Origin of the sequence: Klebsiella sp. HMSC25G12, assembly GCF_001807705.1 — a bacterium.
GTDB classification, from domain to species: domain Bacteria; phylum Pseudomonadota; class Gammaproteobacteria; order Enterobacterales; family Enterobacteriaceae; genus Klebsiella; species Klebsiella variicola.
Map to the genome: position 1 here is coordinate 160,077 of NZ_KV789895.1, position 15,892 is coordinate 175,968.

At 54.2% G+C, this 15,892-nt stretch carries 14 protein-coding genes; 6 read left to right on the forward strand and 8 right to left on the reverse strand.

All coding sequences use genetic code 11. From position 1 onward, the window contains the following. Nucleotides 1-139: 139 nt before the first annotated feature. Nucleotides 140-1,135: a 6-phosphogluconolactonase gene (pgl, locus tag HMPREF3096_RS15540; RefSeq protein ID WP_070544522.1), complete on the forward strand. Its 996-nt coding sequence runs from the start codon at nt 140-142 to the stop codon at nt 1,133-1,135. A gap of 107 nt (nt 1,136-1,242) precedes the next feature. Here the strand turns inward: pgl and HMPREF3096_RS15545 are convergent, their stop codons facing one another. The 3 genes from HMPREF3096_RS15545 to ycgZ form a co-directional block, all read right to left on the reverse strand. Then, nucleotides 1,243-1,509, reverse strand: coding sequence for a biofilm development regulator YmgB/AriR family protein (locus tag HMPREF3096_RS15545; RefSeq protein ID WP_012542414.1), 267 nt, complete (start codon nt 1,507-1,509; stop codon nt 1,243-1,245). 51 nt (nt 1,510-1,560) lie between these two features. Further along, nucleotides 1,561-1,866 carry a hypothetical protein gene (locus tag HMPREF3096_RS15550; protein WP_008805712.1) on the reverse strand — a complete coding sequence of 102 codons (306 nt, stop codon included), beginning with the start codon at nt 1,864-1,866 and terminating at the stop codon, nt 1,561-1,563. Between the two features lie 125 nt (nt 1,867-1,991). Further along, nucleotides 1,992-2,237: a regulatory protein YcgZ gene (gene ycgZ / locus HMPREF3096_RS15555; protein ID WP_012542413.1), complete on the reverse strand. Its 246-nt coding sequence runs from the start codon at nt 2,235-2,237 to the stop codon at nt 1,992-1,994. Between the two features lie 330 nt (nt 2,238-2,567). Here ycgZ and HMPREF3096_RS15560 point away from each other — a divergent pair, with 330 nt between their 5' ends. Both HMPREF3096_RS15560 and HMPREF3096_RS15565 read left to right on the forward strand, forming a co-directional pair. Then, a complete protein-coding gene (locus HMPREF3096_RS15560) occupies nt 2,568-3,779 on the forward strand; it encodes a diguanylate phosphodiesterase (RefSeq protein ID WP_032729709.1) in 1,212 nt (403 codons plus the stop codon). Between the two features lie 154 nt (nt 3,780-3,933). Next, the gene (locus HMPREF3096_RS15565; RefSeq protein ID WP_008805715.1) at nt 3,934-4,668 is read left to right on the forward strand and encodes a MerR family transcriptional regulator; all 735 of its coding nucleotides are present in this window, start codon (nt 3,934-3,936) and stop codon (nt 4,666-4,668) included. Nucleotides 4,669-4,705: 37 nt separating this feature from the next. Here HMPREF3096_RS15565 and HMPREF3096_RS15570 read toward each other — a convergent pair whose 3' ends face one another. After that, nucleotides 4,706-5,260: a helix-turn-helix transcriptional regulator gene (locus HMPREF3096_RS15570; RefSeq protein ID WP_008805716.1), complete on the reverse strand. Its 555-nt coding sequence runs from the start codon at nt 5,258-5,260 to the stop codon at nt 4,706-4,708. An 82-nt stretch (nt 5,261-5,342) separates the two neighbouring features. Next, nucleotides 5,343-5,558: a biofilm development regulator YmgB/AriR family protein gene (locus tag HMPREF3096_RS15575; protein WP_012968674.1), complete on the reverse strand. Its 216-nt coding sequence runs from the start codon at nt 5,556-5,558 to the stop codon at nt 5,343-5,345. A 734-nt stretch (nt 5,559-6,292) separates the two neighbouring features. Between HMPREF3096_RS15575 and HMPREF3096_RS15585 the strand changes: the two genes are divergently transcribed. After that, on the forward strand, nt 6,293-6,799 hold the full coding sequence (locus tag HMPREF3096_RS15585; protein WP_012542408.1) for a hypothetical protein: 507 nt from the start codon (nt 6,293-6,295) through the stop codon (nt 6,797-6,799). Between the two features lie 16 nt (nt 6,800-6,815). On the opposite strand, the gene HMPREF3096_RS15590 is transcribed toward HMPREF3096_RS15585, so the two are convergent. The 3 genes from HMPREF3096_RS15590 to HMPREF3096_RS15600 are packed head-to-tail and all read right to left on the reverse strand — an operon-like array spanning nt 6,816 to nt 11,929. Then, entirely contained in the window at nt 6,816-7,739 is a 924-nt protein-coding gene (locus HMPREF3096_RS15590; RefSeq protein ID WP_162493330.1) for an acyltransferase, read from the reverse strand. 38 nt (nt 7,740-7,777) lie between these two features. Beyond that, nucleotides 7,778-10,843 carry an efflux RND transporter permease subunit gene (locus HMPREF3096_RS15595; RefSeq protein WP_012542407.1) on the reverse strand — a complete coding sequence of 1,022 codons (3,066 nt, stop codon included), beginning with the start codon at nt 10,841-10,843 and terminating at the stop codon, nt 7,778-7,780. Further along, nucleotides 10,844-11,929 carry an efflux RND transporter periplasmic adaptor subunit gene (locus HMPREF3096_RS15600; RefSeq protein WP_012542406.1) on the reverse strand — a complete coding sequence of 362 codons (1,086 nt, stop codon included), beginning with the start codon at nt 11,927-11,929 and terminating at the stop codon, nt 10,844-10,846. It abuts the gene before it with no gap. A 533-nt stretch (nt 11,930-12,462) separates the two neighbouring features. Here HMPREF3096_RS15600 and HMPREF3096_RS15605 point away from each other — a divergent pair. Beyond that, the gene (locus HMPREF3096_RS15605) at nt 12,463-12,894 is read left to right on the forward strand and encodes a universal stress protein (protein WP_008805723.1); all 432 of its coding nucleotides are present in this window, start codon (nt 12,463-12,465) and stop codon (nt 12,892-12,894) included. A gap of 51 nt (nt 12,895-12,945) precedes the next feature. After that, nucleotides 12,946-15,633 carry a cation-transporting P-type ATPase gene (locus tag HMPREF3096_RS15610; protein WP_008805724.1) on the forward strand — a complete coding sequence of 896 codons (2,688 nt, stop codon included), beginning with the start codon at nt 12,946-12,948 and terminating at the stop codon, nt 15,631-15,633. Nucleotides 15,634-15,892: the final 259 nt, after the last annotated feature.

A 15,892-nucleotide genomic window follows, 5' to 3' on the forward strand; every position in this document is an offset into this window, starting at 1 on the left:
ATACCTGTATGCCCTTTGTGCCGCCGTCCGTCGGAAATTCAGCGGACTTTGCGAGTATCATGGGCGGATGTCTTATAATTTTCAGGGTGCTGTTATCCTGAAAATGAAAATTCCACGTGCAGTGAGGGAAGGAGTAGTCATGAAACAAACCGTTTATACCGCCAGCCCGGAAAGCCAACAAATCCACGTCTGGAGTCTTGAAGCGGACGGCAAACTGACGCTGGTGCAGGTGGTTGATGCCCCGGGACAGGTACAGCCGATGGTGGTCAGTCCCAACAAGGAGTATCTGTACGTTGGCGTTCGTCCGGAGTTTCGCGTGTTAGCGTATCGCATCACGCCGGATAACGGGGCGTTGACCTTCGCGGGGGAAGCGGCGCTGCCAGGCAGCCCGACCCACATTTCTACCGATCATCATGGCCGCTTTGTCTTCAGCGCTTCCTACAATCAGGGCTGCGTTAGCGTGACCCCGCTGCAGGACGGCCTGCCGGGCGAAACCGTCACCGTGGTGGAAGGGCTGGAAGGTTGCCACTCGGCCAATATCTCCCCGGACAACCGCACCCTGTGGGTGCCGGCGCTGAAGCAGGATCGTATTTGCCTGTTTACCCTTAGCGAGGATGGTTTTCTCTCCGCTCAGGAGCCGGCGGAAGTGACCACCGTCGAGGGCGCCGGTCCGCGCCACATGGTGTTCCATCCGAACCAGCAGTATGGTTATTGCGTCAATGAACTCAACAGCTCCGTTGACGTCTGGGAGCTGAAAGACCCGAATGGCAACATCGAATGTGTACAAACCCTGGATATGATGCCGCAGGATTTCACCGGCGTGCGCTGGGCGGCGGATATTCACATCACCCCTGACGGTCGTCATCTGTACGCCTGCGATCGTACCGCCAGCATCATTACGGTGTTCAGCGTCTCGGAAGATGGCAGCGTGCTGGCAGTGGAAGGCTATCAGCCGACGGAAACTCAGCCACGCGGCTTTAACCTCGATCACAGCGGTAAGTATCTGATTGCCGCAGGGCAGAAATCGCACCATATCGCAGTGTATGAAATTGAGGGTGAGCAGGGGCTGCTGCATGAGAAAGGCCGCTATGTGGTTGGGCAGGGGCCGATGTGGGTGGTGGTCAACGCCCACTGAAGGGTCAGGCGGTAAAAGAAAAACCTCGCGTCAGCGAGGTTTTTTGATCAGAGCGGACAGGCTCTGTAGAGAAGCTGTTGCCCTGGCGGGCCTGAAGCGTGACGGCTTTAGATATCGTCCATGGTGTAGCCGACGACAATCTCCAGCGTTTTACGGATCACGTCAGCAGTGACCACGTCATCGGTGCTTTCCAGCGCCTGAATCAGCCATAATATAATGGCCTTATTGTTCAGGTGCCCCTCGGACTGAAGAATACTGTTGATGGCGAGCGACATGACGGCGGACTCATCAACCAGTTTATCACCGGCGGTACGGAAATAATCTGAGAGCGCGGTGTCCTGCAGTCCTGCGTAAATATCGGGTTGCTGATGCATAGTCTGTCTCATCACATTCTCACTCTGTTTTATTCACCATGGTTGGGACAATCAGTGGATTTTTTTAGCTTCCGGCGCCATGCTGCTCTGCGCCAGCGTTCCTCTGCTTTCCCAACGGCCATTGATTTTCTTAACCTGCAAAGGCGCGTGCTTCCGCTGGAGGGCGAGCTTCGCGCAAATTTCTTCAATAACGGCAGCGATGATTTTCCTTCGCTGGCGATCTGACTCTGTGGCCTGCATCAACCGAAGCCGAACCAGCAGGGTCGGGGTGGTAATCGGGCGATTCGTTTTCAGAAGCGCGAGCACCGCCTCGCCGATGATCTCATCGGTTATTTCCTCAGTATCACTGCTATTCATAACCGTCTCTCTGCATGCCACACTCTTCCTGAATCTGATAACGGGCATTCAGGTCAGCAGCAGGTTTATGGAAGCGATCGCCCCTCATCTGCTACTGCGGTTGCAACAGGCGACGATCGATGACGTTATTCCTGACCGGCAAACAACAAACCAATTAAGGTTTGATAGTGGCTCTCTTCCTCAGGCGCACGGGCGCTGTCAAGGCGGCTCAACAGTTTGGTGCACAGGGCCTTGCGGTTGAGATGGCGCCCTTCGTTGAGAATATCCATCACGATCTGACCCAGCGTTTCCTGCTGGGAAGGTAACGATGCTTTGTTGAAATACTGGGCAATTGCGTTCGCTGTATCTGGAATGTAACCATTCTGCTGCATATGTGCTCCTTTCATTTCATTCATCTGTTAACTGCAAATAAACTTATACAATAATTAATAAGTTGTACATAGAAAGTTGCGTAATATTGCAGCGATCGTTGCTATCATGATGATTTTTAATGTAATATTTGTTTTTGTTTGCGGAGATCCTGGCTTGTAAAGGTAGGGGTTAGCGTTGCATGTTGTACAAGGAAAGAAAAAAAGAAAAAAACCTTGCACAAAGAGTGGATTTTTAGTGTATCTTTTTTGTTAAGATAAAACGTAGTTTTGCAAGACGATTAGCCTGATAACTGCTACTGTGAATGCTTATCCCTCCCATCTGGAATCACTATGCTTACCACCATCATTTATCGCAGCCATATTTGCGACAATGTCTCATTCAAATCGATCGAGGCCATGGTTGCCAGGGCAAACGAGAGAAATGGGCAGGCGGATGTCACCGGTATATTACTGTTTAACGGGACGCATTTTTTTCAACTTATTGAAGGACCGGAAGAAAAGGTAAGGGATATTTATCAAACAATTTTCCTCGATCCTCGTCATTATAATCTGGTGGAGTTGTTTTGCGATTATGCACCGTCCCGTCGATTTGGTAAGGTCGGTATGGAACTGTTTGATTTACGGGAACATGATCGTGAGGAAGTACTACAGACAGTAATGGACCGGGGCACGACAAAATATCAGCTCACCTATGACGACCGGGCGCTGCAATTTTTCCGTACTTTTGTCGAATCCACGGAAAAAGCGAACTATTTTGAGATCCCTTCGGCGGACAGTTGGGTTTTTATTCCCGATAAGGACACTTTTTATCCGGACACCCCCATTATCGATAATACGGAAAACTGGTCTTTTGCCTTTCAGCCGATCGTCGATCCTTTCGCCTGCGAAATTATCTCGTGGGAAGCGCTGCTGCGTACACCGGACGGCCAGTCTCCTGGCGCCTATTTTGCCGGGCTGGCAGGGGATGATATTTATCTCGCCGACCTGCACAGTAAGCGCGTCGCGCTGTCTCTGGCGGGTAAATTAGGTTTACGTAATAAGGCGTTAAGCATTAATTTGCTGCCGATGACGCTGGTCAAAGCGCCGAATGCGGTGGCTTTCCTGCTCGACGAAATTAGTCGCAATGACCTGATCCCGGAGCAGATTATTGTCGAGTTCACTGAGCGGGAAGTGATTTCGCGGATGGCCGATTTTACCGATGCGGTGCGCAAACTGAAGGGCGCGGGGATTAATCTTGCCATCGATCACTTCGGCGCCGGGTTTGCCGGGCTGTCGCTGCTGGCGCAATACCAACCCGACAGAATTAAAATCGACCATGAGCTGATCCGCAATATCCACCAGGACGGGCCGCGCCAGTCGATTGTACAGGCGATTATCAAATGCTGTACTTCTCTGGAGATTGCGGTCTCAGCCGTCGGCGTTGAGCGTGCTGAAGAGTGGATGTGGCTTGAATCAGCCGGGATTTCGCAGTTTCAGGGCAATTTATTCGCGGGTGCCCGCCTGGGGGGCCTGCCCGCCGTTGCCTGGCCGGAGAAGAAATGATCCACCGCGAAATCAGCTTACTATTTTTTCATCTTTTTCCCCGCGCGCTGTGAGCCACAACCTGATATCTTTATCTGTACAAGAAAATAGAGTTGTACAGGATGCCTGAATTCGTTAGTTTAGGTAAAAAGTATCAGGTTGATGTGAGGCTGCTATGGCGTTTTACAGTATCGGTGAAGTCGCCGAACGTTGCGGAATCAATCCGGTTACATTGCGCGCCTGGCAGCGGCGTTACGGTCTACTGAAACCGCAGCGCAGCGAAGGCGGGCATCGACAGTTTGATGAAGAAGATATCCTGCGCATAGAAGAGATCAAGCGCTGGATAGAGCGCGGTGTATCCGTAGGGAAAGTCAAAGCGCTGCTGGAGGATAATCTGCCGGCGGCGCGCGACGAATCCGCGCATCTTCAGGAAGAGATGATGTCCATTCTGCGTTATATGCAGCCCGCCAGAATCCGCGCCAAATTAATGGCGCTGAGCCATCAACACCCCGTTGATACCCTTATCGATAGCCTGTTAGTGCCGGTACGACAGCGTCTCAAGCTCGATCAGAATACCTCGTTGGTGATTAGCAGCCTGCTGGACGGCTTGCTCATTGACTGCGTGGCGCTGTTTCTCGCCGAAGCGCGTAAAAAAAATGGTAAAGAGACGCTGCTGGTGGGCTGGAGCAATGAAGACCGGACGCGTCTGTGGCTGGAGGCATGGCGTCTTTCGCAGCGCGGTTGGCATGTCAATGTTCTCGCTGAACCGCTGGAGTCGCCGCGGCCCGAGCTCTTCCCCGGGCAGCATATCTTTGTCTGGACCGGACGCGCCGCCACGCCACTGCAGGAGGAACTGCTCAGCCACTGGCAGGAGCAGGGCTTCAGCATTCATTTTCACGGTACGCAATAGCCCCGTCTGGGGGACAGGCCGGGGCTATTGCACCTGACTACAGGTGAATCTGACTCCAGGATTTAAAGGTTTCACTACGACTGATATTAAAAAAATCGGTCCTACCGCTACAGCCGAGCTTTTTAATCAGATTCAGCCGGATCTGATAAATGGTTTTGATGTGCAGATTTAGCGAACGACCAATGCTGGCAACCGCTTCGCCATTGCTGATAAGCTGAATAACTTTCTTTTCCCGTTCGGTAAACTGCACCGAGGCGCCCGGCGCCGGGTGCGTTTTGTAATAGCGGGTGGGCTGATGCAGGAAGATTTTTAATTCTTCCGGCGTCGAATTTGCCGGTAAGCGCAACATAGGCAGTTCACTGAGAAAATTAAGATCGTTTCCCTCAGTTAACAGAATAAATAACGTATCCCGCCGATTATAGTTATGCTCAAGCACCGCGAAATAATTGTCGCTGGTAAAAAAAACATGTTTTTTACGAAAATAAGATGCCGGCAAGGTATTCAGGATCAGCGACATCCCGTAGAGAAGAAAACGATTATCAAACCACAGATCGTAATGCTCAGAACGATAGCAAGTATTATGGTGTGACATTTTTTGAGCCCCAGTTAGCAGATGAAAACCCAGGCGTGCCGGCACAGCAGGGCTGTCCCTGCTGTCGGCGCGGTGGGATCACTTAATGATGATGTTTTTTGCTGTACAGCATATCCAACGCCTGCAGATAGAGGTCGGAAAGTATTTCATTACTTTCCGTTTGCAGGCGGTGCTGGATTTCCGTAATCATCCGCTCATTATTGATCGTGCTGTGCTGCTTCATGAGCGTGTTTTCAATATTCTTCATCAGGGCTGAATTGAAGACAAATTCTGCTGGAATGGTATTTTTAATATGCATAGCTCGAACTCTCCCACGTATAAAGCAAACTGACCATAAAAGTCGCAGCGTACCGGTGGTACGCGAAAAGTCACTAACAGGAAATGCAAAACCAGGAACCACCGCCAGACTCGCCACGCAACCGTTTAGCGTTCCCGCTTTGTTGCGCAACAAGCAGTTAACACTCAAAAACTATAGTCGGTGATCTCAGGATGTACAACTTTTTTCATAACGATATGTACAGCGAGACGGTTTATTTTTTCGTTTTAATTTTATTTATTGATTTTAAAGGTATTTTTGATTTTATTAACTTGTACAAAAAAGCGGTTCTGTGCAGGATGCGGATACAGGGCAATCAGACAGGGGATAATGACGCAGACCCGATCGGAATACGGGCTCTGTCGGTTTACGTCACTTGAGCAGAAAGAGCGCCGACGCAGGAAGGGGTACACAGCAACTCTGTCGTCGACAGGTGGCTAACTTCCGCGTCGGACCCTCAGCATAGCGGAAAACAGGTGAGGTTTTGTCTGTTTTTTGCACAATATAGTAAAGAGAGAAATATCAACCACTCCGCTATCGCCATGGTCGGTTTGTTGGCGGATTAGGCGTGTGCTACGCTTTTCTGGAACTCCATTTTCATTTCGGCACGGTTATCTTCCCCCATTTTCCTGTCGGGTGTCGCACCAGCATAACGACCGGTAAATACGGCAAAAGCATTCTGTTCATGGACAGGCATAGAGGACTGAGGAGGGATGATGCGTGGTAAAAGCGTGATGCTCCTGGCCGGGTTAGCCGCTTTCGCGCAGGCGAAAGAAATTAATCTCTATTCGGTAAATACTGGTTCCTATGTTTACCATCTGACCAATAACCACGGACAATATACTGAGAATTTTGAAAACCACTTTTTCTCGGTAGAGCGGAAATTCTCGGAAGATTCGAAATATAGTCTGCTGATTGGCACGATGAACAATAGTTTCGACGATCGTTGCCTGGCGCTGGGGGTGAGAAGAGACTGGTACCACAACGGCAGTGGATGGACCTTTAAAGGGGTCTACGGCTACACCGGCGAATTCTTCTTCGACGCCTTTGAGCATTGCGGCGATCATGGCTCCTACAAAGATTTTAAGGACGCCACCGGGATCGGCTTTTCCCCCTATATCTACCATGCCATTCAGTACAACTTTACCGACTATTTCGCCCTTGAGAGCGGCATCATTATTCCCAGCGTGTTTGTGATTAGCATCCAGTGGAGTTTCCGCTAAGTTGCCGCGTCGTTTGTCACAGGGTTATCACCTTCTTGAGCAGCGTGCTGGAGAGCACAGCGAGAGAAATGAGCACCGACAGGATAAACGTTAGCGCAATCACGCCCAGCTTGGTGGCTAACGAGTGAATAGGGATCAGCATCACCAGCAGGTGGAAAACGGAGTAGTGCAGAATATAGACCCCGGTCATCGCTTTGCTAACCGTCGCCAGCACCGCCTCCTTCAGTTCGCGGTTCTTTTTAAACTGCACGGCGTTAGCGGCGATCACCAGCAGGACGATCAGAATATAAATTTGCGATCCCGTCAGAATGAACGCATTGCGATCGGCTTTAAACAGCGCGAAGAAAAAATGGCGTTCATAAAACCAGGTAAATAAATAGACAAAGGGCAGGGCGATAATGGAGGCTTTAATCACCCGCGGGTCGCGTATCCACTCCGTGACTCGCGGATCGTTAAACAACTGCCCGGTTAAATAAAAAAGTAGCCATGTCCACAGACGATACTGCGGCGGCAGGCTGAAGAGATGTTTGTCCGGGTAGAGCACCGAGAGCAGGTCGTAACCATAAGCGCAGCACAGCAGCGTCAGAACCACGGTGAAAAACAGGCCCCGCCGCTGGCTGAGCCAGGCGATAAAGGGATGGAAGGTATAGATCACGATCAGGGCGAAAATAAACCAGGGCTGGATCAGGTAGCCGCGCTGATAAGGCTCCCAGACATAATAGACCGTTACCCAGAACAGAAAGACGATGACCACGCTTTTAATTTTGCCGATTTGCCAGTTGGCATCGTGACGCGTCTGTGCATCAAGATAACCAGCCACCACAAAAAACAACGGCGTCGCGATGGTCGAGATAAAGGTCAGCAGCCCGAGGATCCAGTGATAGTCATAATCATAGTGATCCCAGGTGTTATAGATAGTGAAAAAGGTCACCGCTGTCATACAGCCTAATGTCTTGATAATGCTGAGACCGGTACTGTTCATCGTTGAGGCGTCATATCCTTATGGTGGAAGCAAGCGTAAATTACCGGCAGAACCAGTAGCGTCAGTACGGTGGCAAAGGCGAGGCCGAACATGATCACCACCGCCATACTCTGGAAAAAGACATCGCGCAGCAGCGGGGCAAGGCCAAGCACAGTAGTAAAGGCGGTCAGCAGGATCGGCCGCAGACGAGAGGTTGCCGCATCAATGATTGCTTGTCTTTGATCTTTCTCCTGTTTTTGTTGCTCTATCTCTTCCACCAGCACAATGCCGTTGCGGATCAGCATACCGCTGAGGCTAAGCAGGCCGATTAAGGCCATAAAGCCGAAAGGGATGCCGGTCAGCAAAAAACCGGGCGTGACGCCGATCAGCGCCAGCGGGACGGTCAGCCAGATGGCAACAGCGTTTTTCAGCGAACTGAACATCAGCACCGTAATGATAAACATCACCAGATAGCCAAGCGGCAGGGTCGTGAACAGCCCTTGCTGCGCTTCACTGGAGTTCTCCGCATCGCCGCCCCATTCGATGCGGTAGCCATGCGGCAGCGTCAGCGCGTCAATGCGTGGTTTCACCCTGGCAAGGATATCGCCCGACGTTTGGCCGCTTTGCGGGCTGGGGTCGGTCTGAACGGTAAGCACGCGGGTGCGATCGCGACGGAGAATCAATGGATCTTCCCACTCCAGCGAGAAGCCATGGATGACGTTACTCAACGGAATATACTGCTGCCGGCTCTGGCTCCAGACCAGCACGTTATTCAGGTGATTGGCATCCTGTCGCTCCGCTTCCGGCGGACGGACGATAACCGGCAGCAGGTCGGCGCCCTCGCGATATAACCCGGCGCGACTGCCGGAGAAATTCATCTCCAGCGCGCTATCAATATCCTGTTTATCCACCCCCAGCTCACGTCCCAACGCCAGAGAGTATTGTGGGCGGATCACCTTGCTGCGGTTCTGCCAGTCGTTACGTACGCTGTCGGTCGCCGGATCCGCGGCGAGAATGTCGCCCACCTGACTGGCCAGCGCGCGCAGGGTATCCGGATCAGGGCCCTTAATGCGCACTTCAATCGCGCTATCGCCGGACGGGCCGAACATAATGCGTTTGGTGCTGGCGTTCACCTGCGGGTAGTTTCTGGCAATCCAGGCCTCGACGTGGCGGGTGACGGGGGCGATACTGCGCTGGTCGTCCATCCGCACCATAATCTGCGCGTAGTTGCTGTACTGGCGCTGCCCGCTGTAGGTGAGAATAAATCGCATACTGCCCTGGCCAATGGTGGAGACGGTGGTAGCCACCCCCGGCTGGCTGGCGATCGACCGCTCAATATCGCGGGTCATCTGCTCGGTGGCGTTAATATCGGTACCGTAGGGCAGCCACAGGTCGACAAAGAAAATGGGCGTATTCGATGACGGAAAGAAATTCTGCCGGACGAAGGTGAAGCCCCAGATCGCCCCGGCTAACAGCGCGCCCATCAGCACCAGCGTCAGGGTCTTTTGCTGCAGCAGTATTCGCAGCGTCTGCTGATAGCCGCGATAGAAGCGGCCGCGGTAGGGATCGGCTTTTTCCTTCGGCGCCTCGGCCGACGGGGCGTTTTTAAACAACCACCACTTGATGAGTACCGGCGTGATGGTCAGGGCGGAAAACCAGCTGAGCATCAGGGAGATCAGCAGCACCTGGAACAGGGATTTGCAATACTCCCCGGTGGAGTCTTGTGAGAGGCCAATTGGCGCGAAGGCGAGGATGGCAATAACGGTGGCGCCGAGCAGCGGCAGGGCGGAGCGGCGGATCACATAATTAATCGCGCCCAGCAGCGGAGATCCTTGCTGGCGGGCGATCAGCACCCCTTCGACAATGACAATGGCATTGTCCACCAACATACTCAGGGCGATGATCAGCGCCCCGAGGGAGATTCGCTGTAACTCGATCCCCCAGATATACATGATAAGCAGAGTGCCGAGGACGTTGAGCGCCAGCGACAAAGCAATAATGATCCCGCTGCGCACCCCCATGAACACCAGCAGCACGCCGACGACGATCGCCAGGGCCATCAGGAAGTTGGTAATAAAGCCATTGACCGAGTGGGCGACCTCTGCCGCCTGATCGTAAAAAATGGCGATGTCGATACCCGCCGGTTTATCGGCGGCCATCTGCTGAAGTCGGGCTTCGAGGGCATGCCCCACGTCAATGACGTTAACGCCAGGGATAAAGGAGACCCCCATGGTCACCGCCTGGCGGCCGTTGGCATGATAGATACTGGAGGGAGAGTCGGTCAGCCCGCGCGACAACGTGGCAATATCCCGTAGTCGGGTGGTGGCGCTGGCGCCATGAGGGCTGACCAGAAGATCCCCCAGTTCATCGATATTCTGAAACTCCCCGGTGGGGTGAAGGCGGATCGATTCGCTGCCGGCGCGGATCTCCCCGGCGCTGGATACCACGTTGAGCCGGGTCAGGATAGCGGCAAGCTGGTTAAGCGTAATACCGCGCGCCGCCATTTTCGCCAGCGAGATATCAACATTGATCTGCTGTGGAATCGCGCCGCCAATGGCGACTTTGCCGACGCCCGGCACCAGCACCAGCTCACGGCGCAACTGCTCGGCATAGCGCACCAGCTCAGGATTGGTAAAACTGTCGCCCGAAATGGCGAAGAAAAAGCCAAACACATCGCCAAAGTCATCATTGACGAAGGAGGGGACTACCCCCGGGGGAAAAAGCCGGCTGGCGTCACCGACGCGACGACGCAGCTCATCCCAGATTTGCGGCAGTTCGCTGGAATGGTACTGCGAAGCAATATTCACTGTAATTTGCGATAAGCCATTCGAGGAGATGGAGCTGACGTTATCCAGCGAGGGAAGCTGCTGAATCGCGTTTTCCAGCGGCAGGGTCACCTCCTCCTCCACCTGCTGAGCGGACGCGCCAGGGTAGTGGGTGACGATCACCGCCGTTTTGATGGTGAAGGCGGGATCTTCCAGGCGGCCAATATTGAGCAGGGCGAACAGGCCACCCACCCCCAACAGCAAAATGGCTAACCAGACGCGGGTCGGGTTGTTAATAAACTGACGGGAAATGTCCATTTATAATCCTCGTTCACGCGTCCAGATCCGCACCGGCTGCCGGTCGTGGAGTTCGCTTACCCCCGCTGCAACCACCTGTTCGCCCGCACGGAGCCCTTCGGTGATCATCACTCCCTGCGAGGTCACTTCCCCGACCGTGACTCTGCGCTCCTCAAGATACAGATGGGCGTTTTCGCCTTTTACCACCCAGACGACCGGTTCATTCTTCGGTCGGTTATCGGGGTTAAACACTGCTTCCACGGGCACTACGAGGGTTTCCCGTCCGGCGCTGGCCGGCAAATTGCCGAGATTGACCGTCACGGTGCCGCTAACCCCGCCGACGGTGGGAAAATCATCTGGTCGCGGCATGGTTAAAATGATCTGCCAGGTGAGGGTGCTGTTGTCGCTGCTGCCGGTATGCTCTTTGTATTCCGCGGTAAACTCGCGGCCCGGCAGAGTATTGATCCTGACGACGGGGCGGTAGGCGGTATTGCGGATATCGAGCGAGGTGAACAGATTTTCCGGAATGCTGAAGACCACATCGAGCAGGTCGGTACGCGTCAGGGTAATCACCGGCTGGCCAGCGGCGACCACCTGATGATTACGGATATGCACGCCGGCGGCAATCCCGCCGAAGGGGGCGGTGAGACTCATTTGCGCCAGCTCTTCACGGGCAATTTTCAAGGCCGCGTTGGCGGCATCGCGATTGGCGCGCTGCACGTCCATCTCCGCCTGGGAAATCGCCTGACGTCCTGCCAGGGTCTGGAAACGATCAAACTGACGCTGGGCGAGGGTTGCCGCCGTTTGTCGCTCATTGACCCGCTGCTGGGCTTCGCGGGCATTCAGACGCGCCAGCGTTTGTCCCTGAGTTAGGGTTGCACCCTGGCGAATATCCAGTGACTCCACCTGACCACCCCGTTTAAACGACAGTTCGGTGGAGTCGCCAGACTCGATGCGGGCTGGAAACGTCCGCTGCTGGGTGTTACCCACGGCGGTGACTTGCGCCACCTTGACCATCCGGGGAGCGGCTTCGACGGACGGCGCTTTCTGATCGCAAGCGGTTGTTAATAAAATAACAACCGGGATGAGAGAAAAATAACGGTTCACAGTATTCCCCTCAGACTCATGATTTATTTTACGTTTTTATTAGGCGGCGCACGCTTATTCTGCGAGGGCGGCGACAACCAGATAGGTGAATAGTCCTACCAGTGTACAGGCGACAATGGCCAGCGCGACAAACAATCCCAGACGTAACAGGCTATAACCAAACATGATTTTCTCCCTTAACTCCCACCCGAACCGCGAATGTCATTTCGCCCGGCACAATGTGTGACCGTCGGACATTCGGTGCGGCACTCCTGCTTGTAATCAGCATAGTCGGAGAAAACATGAAGTGTTAAAAAAGAGAATACCGCGTCGCTGTTGGCGTCAAGGGGTTAAGGGCAGGAGATCTGCGGGCTTTCGCGGGCTTTTATAATATTTTTCAGTCTATTAATGGCTCATTTTCTAATGTTAATTTTCCTGTGCTACGTTTAATAACATCGATTCCGCTTGCCGCTTCTGTTGTTGAGATTTGCTTCCTCCCCAAGTATGGGGCTATTCATCACTACGCATTGTATTGGTAATAAAAGGATTATCTCATGTATAAAAATATCGTTGTTCCCGTTGACGTGTTTGATGCAGGCCTGGCCGACAAAGCCCTCTCTCATGCGAAGTTCCTCGCCCAGCACTCTGCCGGGCAAATTCATCTTGTGCATGTTATTCCGGCATTTTCACCGGTATTAACGCGTGGATTTATCTCTGATGCGCGAAAGATGGAAGAGCATTTGATTTCTACCGCTAAGGAAAAACTCAGCGATCTGGTAAAGAAAAATTCTCTGGCGGAAGAGACCAGCCATCTTTATGTGCGCAGTGGCAATATTCGCGATCAAGTGATTGACCTGGCCGATGAGCTGAAAGCGGACGTGGTGATTGTCGGTTCGCGCAATCCGGGGATCCAGACCCATCTTCTGGGCTCTGAAGCGGCAAACATCGTGCGCTACGCCCATGTACCGGTTTTCGTTGTGCGCTGATGACGGCGGGATGTCGTCCTGACTTCCGCTTCAGAAATCGAGGGAGAGAGTATGAATACAGATAAACCGGGGGCGCCCTTCTATCAGCGTTCCGTCGAGGAGACGCTCGCCAGCGTGCAAAGTACGCCGGAGGGCATTAGCGGGACAGAAGCGGCCACACGCCTGCAGCAGTATGGCGAAAACGCCCTGCCGCAGAAGCCGGGTAAGCCAGCCTGGCTGCGTTTTATCGTGCATTTTAACGATGTACTAATCTACGTGCTGCTGGCGGCGGCGCTGCTGAAGGCGGTGATGGGCCATTGGATCGACATGGCGGTGATCCTCGCGGTGGCGGTCGTCAATGCGCTGATTGGCTTCATCCAGGAAAGTAATGCGGAGAAATCGCTGCAGAGTATCCGCAATATGCTGTCCAGCGAAGCGGTAGTGATCCGCCAGGGTAACCATGAAACCATCCCCACCACCTCGCTGGTACCCGGCGATATCGTGGTGATCCGCGCCGGCGACCGTATCCCCGCTGATTTACGGGTGATTGAGGCGCACAACCTGCGGGTGGAAGAGGCCATCCTCACCGGGGAGTCAACGGTGGTGGAAAAAACCACCGAGCCGCTGAGCGGCGATTTACCGCTCGGCGATCGCAGCAACCTGTTGTTTTCCGGTACCACCGTCAGCTCAGGGGCGGGCAAAGGGATCGTGGTGGCGACCGGCGGCGATACCGAGCTGGGTCACATCAACCAGATGATGGCGGGCATTGAAAAACACCGTACGCCGCTGCTGGTGCAAATGGACAAGCTGGGCAAAGCCATCTTTATCCTCATTCTGGTGATGATGGCGGCGCTGTTCGTCTTTAGCCTGCTGTTCCGCGATATGCCGGTCTCCGAACTGATGCTGTCGCTGATTAGCCTCGCGGTGGCGTCAGTCCCGGAAGGCTTGCCGGCGATTATCTCGATTATTCTGTCGCTCGGTGTGCAGGCGATGGCGCGCCAGAAAGCGATTATCCGCAAGCTGCCGACGGTGGAAACCCTCGGCGCGATGACGGTTATCTGTTCGGATAAAACCGGGACCCTCACCATGAACGAAATGACGGTGAAGGCGGTGATCACCGCGGACAGCGTCTATCGGGTGGAAGGGGATAGCTATGAGCCGGTCGGTAAGATCCACGCCATTGATGACCCGACGCCGGTCGCGGTCGCGCCTGGCACGCTGTTCGAACGCTATCTGCGTACCATCGATCTGTGTAACGACAGTCAGCTTATTAAAGATGAGAGCGGGTTGTGGAAAATCACCGGTGGCCCGACCGAGGGGGCGCTGAAGGTACTGGCGGCGAAGGTTACTCTGCCGCCGCTGACCAGCGAGCTGCGCAGTAAAATTCCTTTTGATTCGCAATATAAATACATGTCGACCCTCTACCGGCTGGGTGAAGAGGAGGTGGTGCTGGTCACTGGCGCGCCGGATGTCCTGTTCCGCTTGTGTCAATATCAACAGAGCGACAGCGGATTGCAGCCGCTGGATCTACCGTACTGGGAAGGCAAAATTGAAGAGTACGCCCGGGAAGGGCTACGGATGGTGGCCGCGGCCTGGAAGCCGGCTTCCGCAGGCCAGACGGAACTAACCCATCAGGATCTGCAGCAGGGGGTGATTTTGTTAGGGGTTGCCGGGATGATGGATCCGCCGCGTCCGGAGGCCATCACGGCGATTGCCGACTGCCTGCAGGCCGGGATCCGCGTGAAGATGATCACCGGCGACCACCCGCAAACGGCGATGAGTATCGGCAAGATGCTGGGGATTGGCAATGCGGGGAATGCCATTACCGGGCGCGAACTGGAGGTGATGGACGACGCGCAGCTGAGCGTGGCCGCGCAGCAGTATGATATCTTTGCCCGAACCAGCCCGGAAGATAAGTTCCGCCTGGTGCAGGCCCTGCAGAGCAAGAAAGAGATTGTCGGGATGACCGGCGACGGGGTGAACGATGCTCCGGCGCTGAAGCAGGCTGACGTCGGCGTGGCGATGGGGATCAAGGGGACCGAGGTGACCAAGGAAGCCGCCGATATGGTGCTGACCGATGATAACTTCGCCACCATCGCCAGCGCGGTCCGCGAGGGGCGTCGGGTGTATGACAACCTGAAGAAAACCATTCTCTTCGTCATGCCGACCAACCTTGCGCAGGGGTTACTGATCGTGATCGCGCTGCTGGCGGGCAACGTACTGCCGCTGACGCCGGTGCTGATCCTGTGGATGAACATGGCCACTTCCGCCACGCTGTCGTTTGGTCTGGCGTTTGAAGCCGGTGAGAAAAATATTATGCGGCGGCCGCCGCGTGATCCGAAAATTCACGTCATGGACGGCTTTGCCATCTGGCGCGTGGCGTTTGTGGGGTCGATGATTGCGGTCAGCGCATTTATTCTCGAAGCCTGGCTGCAGCCGCGCGGCTATTCGCCGGAGTTTATCCGTACCGTGCTGTTGCAGACCCTGGTCACCGCCCAATGGTTCTATATGCTGAACTGCCGCGTGTCGGATGGTTTCTCGTTGACGAAAAGTCTGCTGGCTAACAAAGGGATCTGGATTGTCAGCGGCGTGCTGCTGGTGCTGCAGCTGCTGATTATCTATGCGCCGTTTATGCAGATGCTGTTCGGTACCACCGGGCTGCCGTTCCGCTACTGGGTGATCACCTTCATCATCGGCTTCGCGATGTTCCTGATCGTTGAACTGGAAAAACCGCTGACCCGCAAATGGCGAACCGCCTGACGGCGTGACGTGCAGTACGCAAAAGAGAAGAGGGGGCATCGCCCCCTCTCTGGCTGACGACAAACCTGTTTCGTCATTGTGCTCGCATTTCTGCCGGGTGGCGGCATTCGCCTTACCCGGCCTACGAAAGACTTCAATATCAAACTGTTATGCAGTTAGCAGTAGGCCCGCGCAAGCGCAGCGCCGCCGGGCAATCCCTGAAGATTGCACGTTGTCAGCAGTCTGAGAGAGGGCATCGCCCTCTCTTTTATTATGGTTC

What these genes read in the sequence shown, in the direction of transcription:
- pgl (WP_070544522.1), top strand. Translation starts at nt 140, where the DNA reads ATGAAACAAACCGTTTATACCGCCAGCCCGGAAAGCCAACAAATCCAC.
- HMPREF3096_RS15545 (WP_012542414.1), bottom strand. Translation starts at nt 1,509, where the DNA reads ATGCATCAGCAACCCGATATTTACGCAGGACTGCAGGACACCGCGCTC.
- HMPREF3096_RS15550 (WP_008805712.1), bottom strand. Translation starts at nt 1,866, where the DNA reads ATGAATAGCAGTGATACTGAGGAAATAACCGATGAGATCATCGGCGAG.
- ycgZ (WP_012542413.1), bottom strand. Translation starts at nt 2,237, where the DNA reads ATGCAGCAGAATGGTTACATTCCAGATACAGCGAACGCAATTGCCCAG.
- HMPREF3096_RS15560 (WP_032729709.1), top strand. Translation starts at nt 2,568, where the DNA reads ATGCTTACCACCATCATTTATCGCAGCCATATTTGCGACAATGTCTCA.
- HMPREF3096_RS15565 (WP_008805715.1), top strand. Translation starts at nt 3,934, where the DNA reads ATGGCGTTTTACAGTATCGGTGAAGTCGCCGAACGTTGCGGAATCAAT.
- HMPREF3096_RS15570 (WP_008805716.1), bottom strand. Translation starts at nt 5,260, where the DNA reads ATGTCACACCATAATACTTGCTATCGTTCTGAGCATTACGATCTGTGG.
- HMPREF3096_RS15575 (WP_012968674.1), bottom strand. Translation starts at nt 5,558, where the DNA reads ATGCATATTAAAAATACCATTCCAGCAGAATTTGTCTTCAATTCAGCC.
- HMPREF3096_RS15585 (WP_012542408.1), top strand. Translation starts at nt 6,293, where the DNA reads ATGCGTGGTAAAAGCGTGATGCTCCTGGCCGGGTTAGCCGCTTTCGCG.
- HMPREF3096_RS15590 (WP_162493330.1), bottom strand. Translation starts at nt 7,739, where the DNA reads ATGACAGCGGTGACCTTTTTCACTATCTATAACACCTGGGATCACTAT.
- HMPREF3096_RS15595 (WP_012542407.1), bottom strand. Translation starts at nt 10,843, where the DNA reads ATGGACATTTCCCGTCAGTTTATTAACAACCCGACCCGCGTCTGGTTA.
- HMPREF3096_RS15605 (WP_008805723.1), top strand. Translation starts at nt 12,463, where the DNA reads ATGTATAAAAATATCGTTGTTCCCGTTGACGTGTTTGATGCAGGCCTG.
- HMPREF3096_RS15610 (WP_008805724.1), top strand. Translation starts at nt 12,946, where the DNA reads ATGAATACAGATAAACCGGGGGCGCCCTTCTATCAGCGTTCCGTCGAG.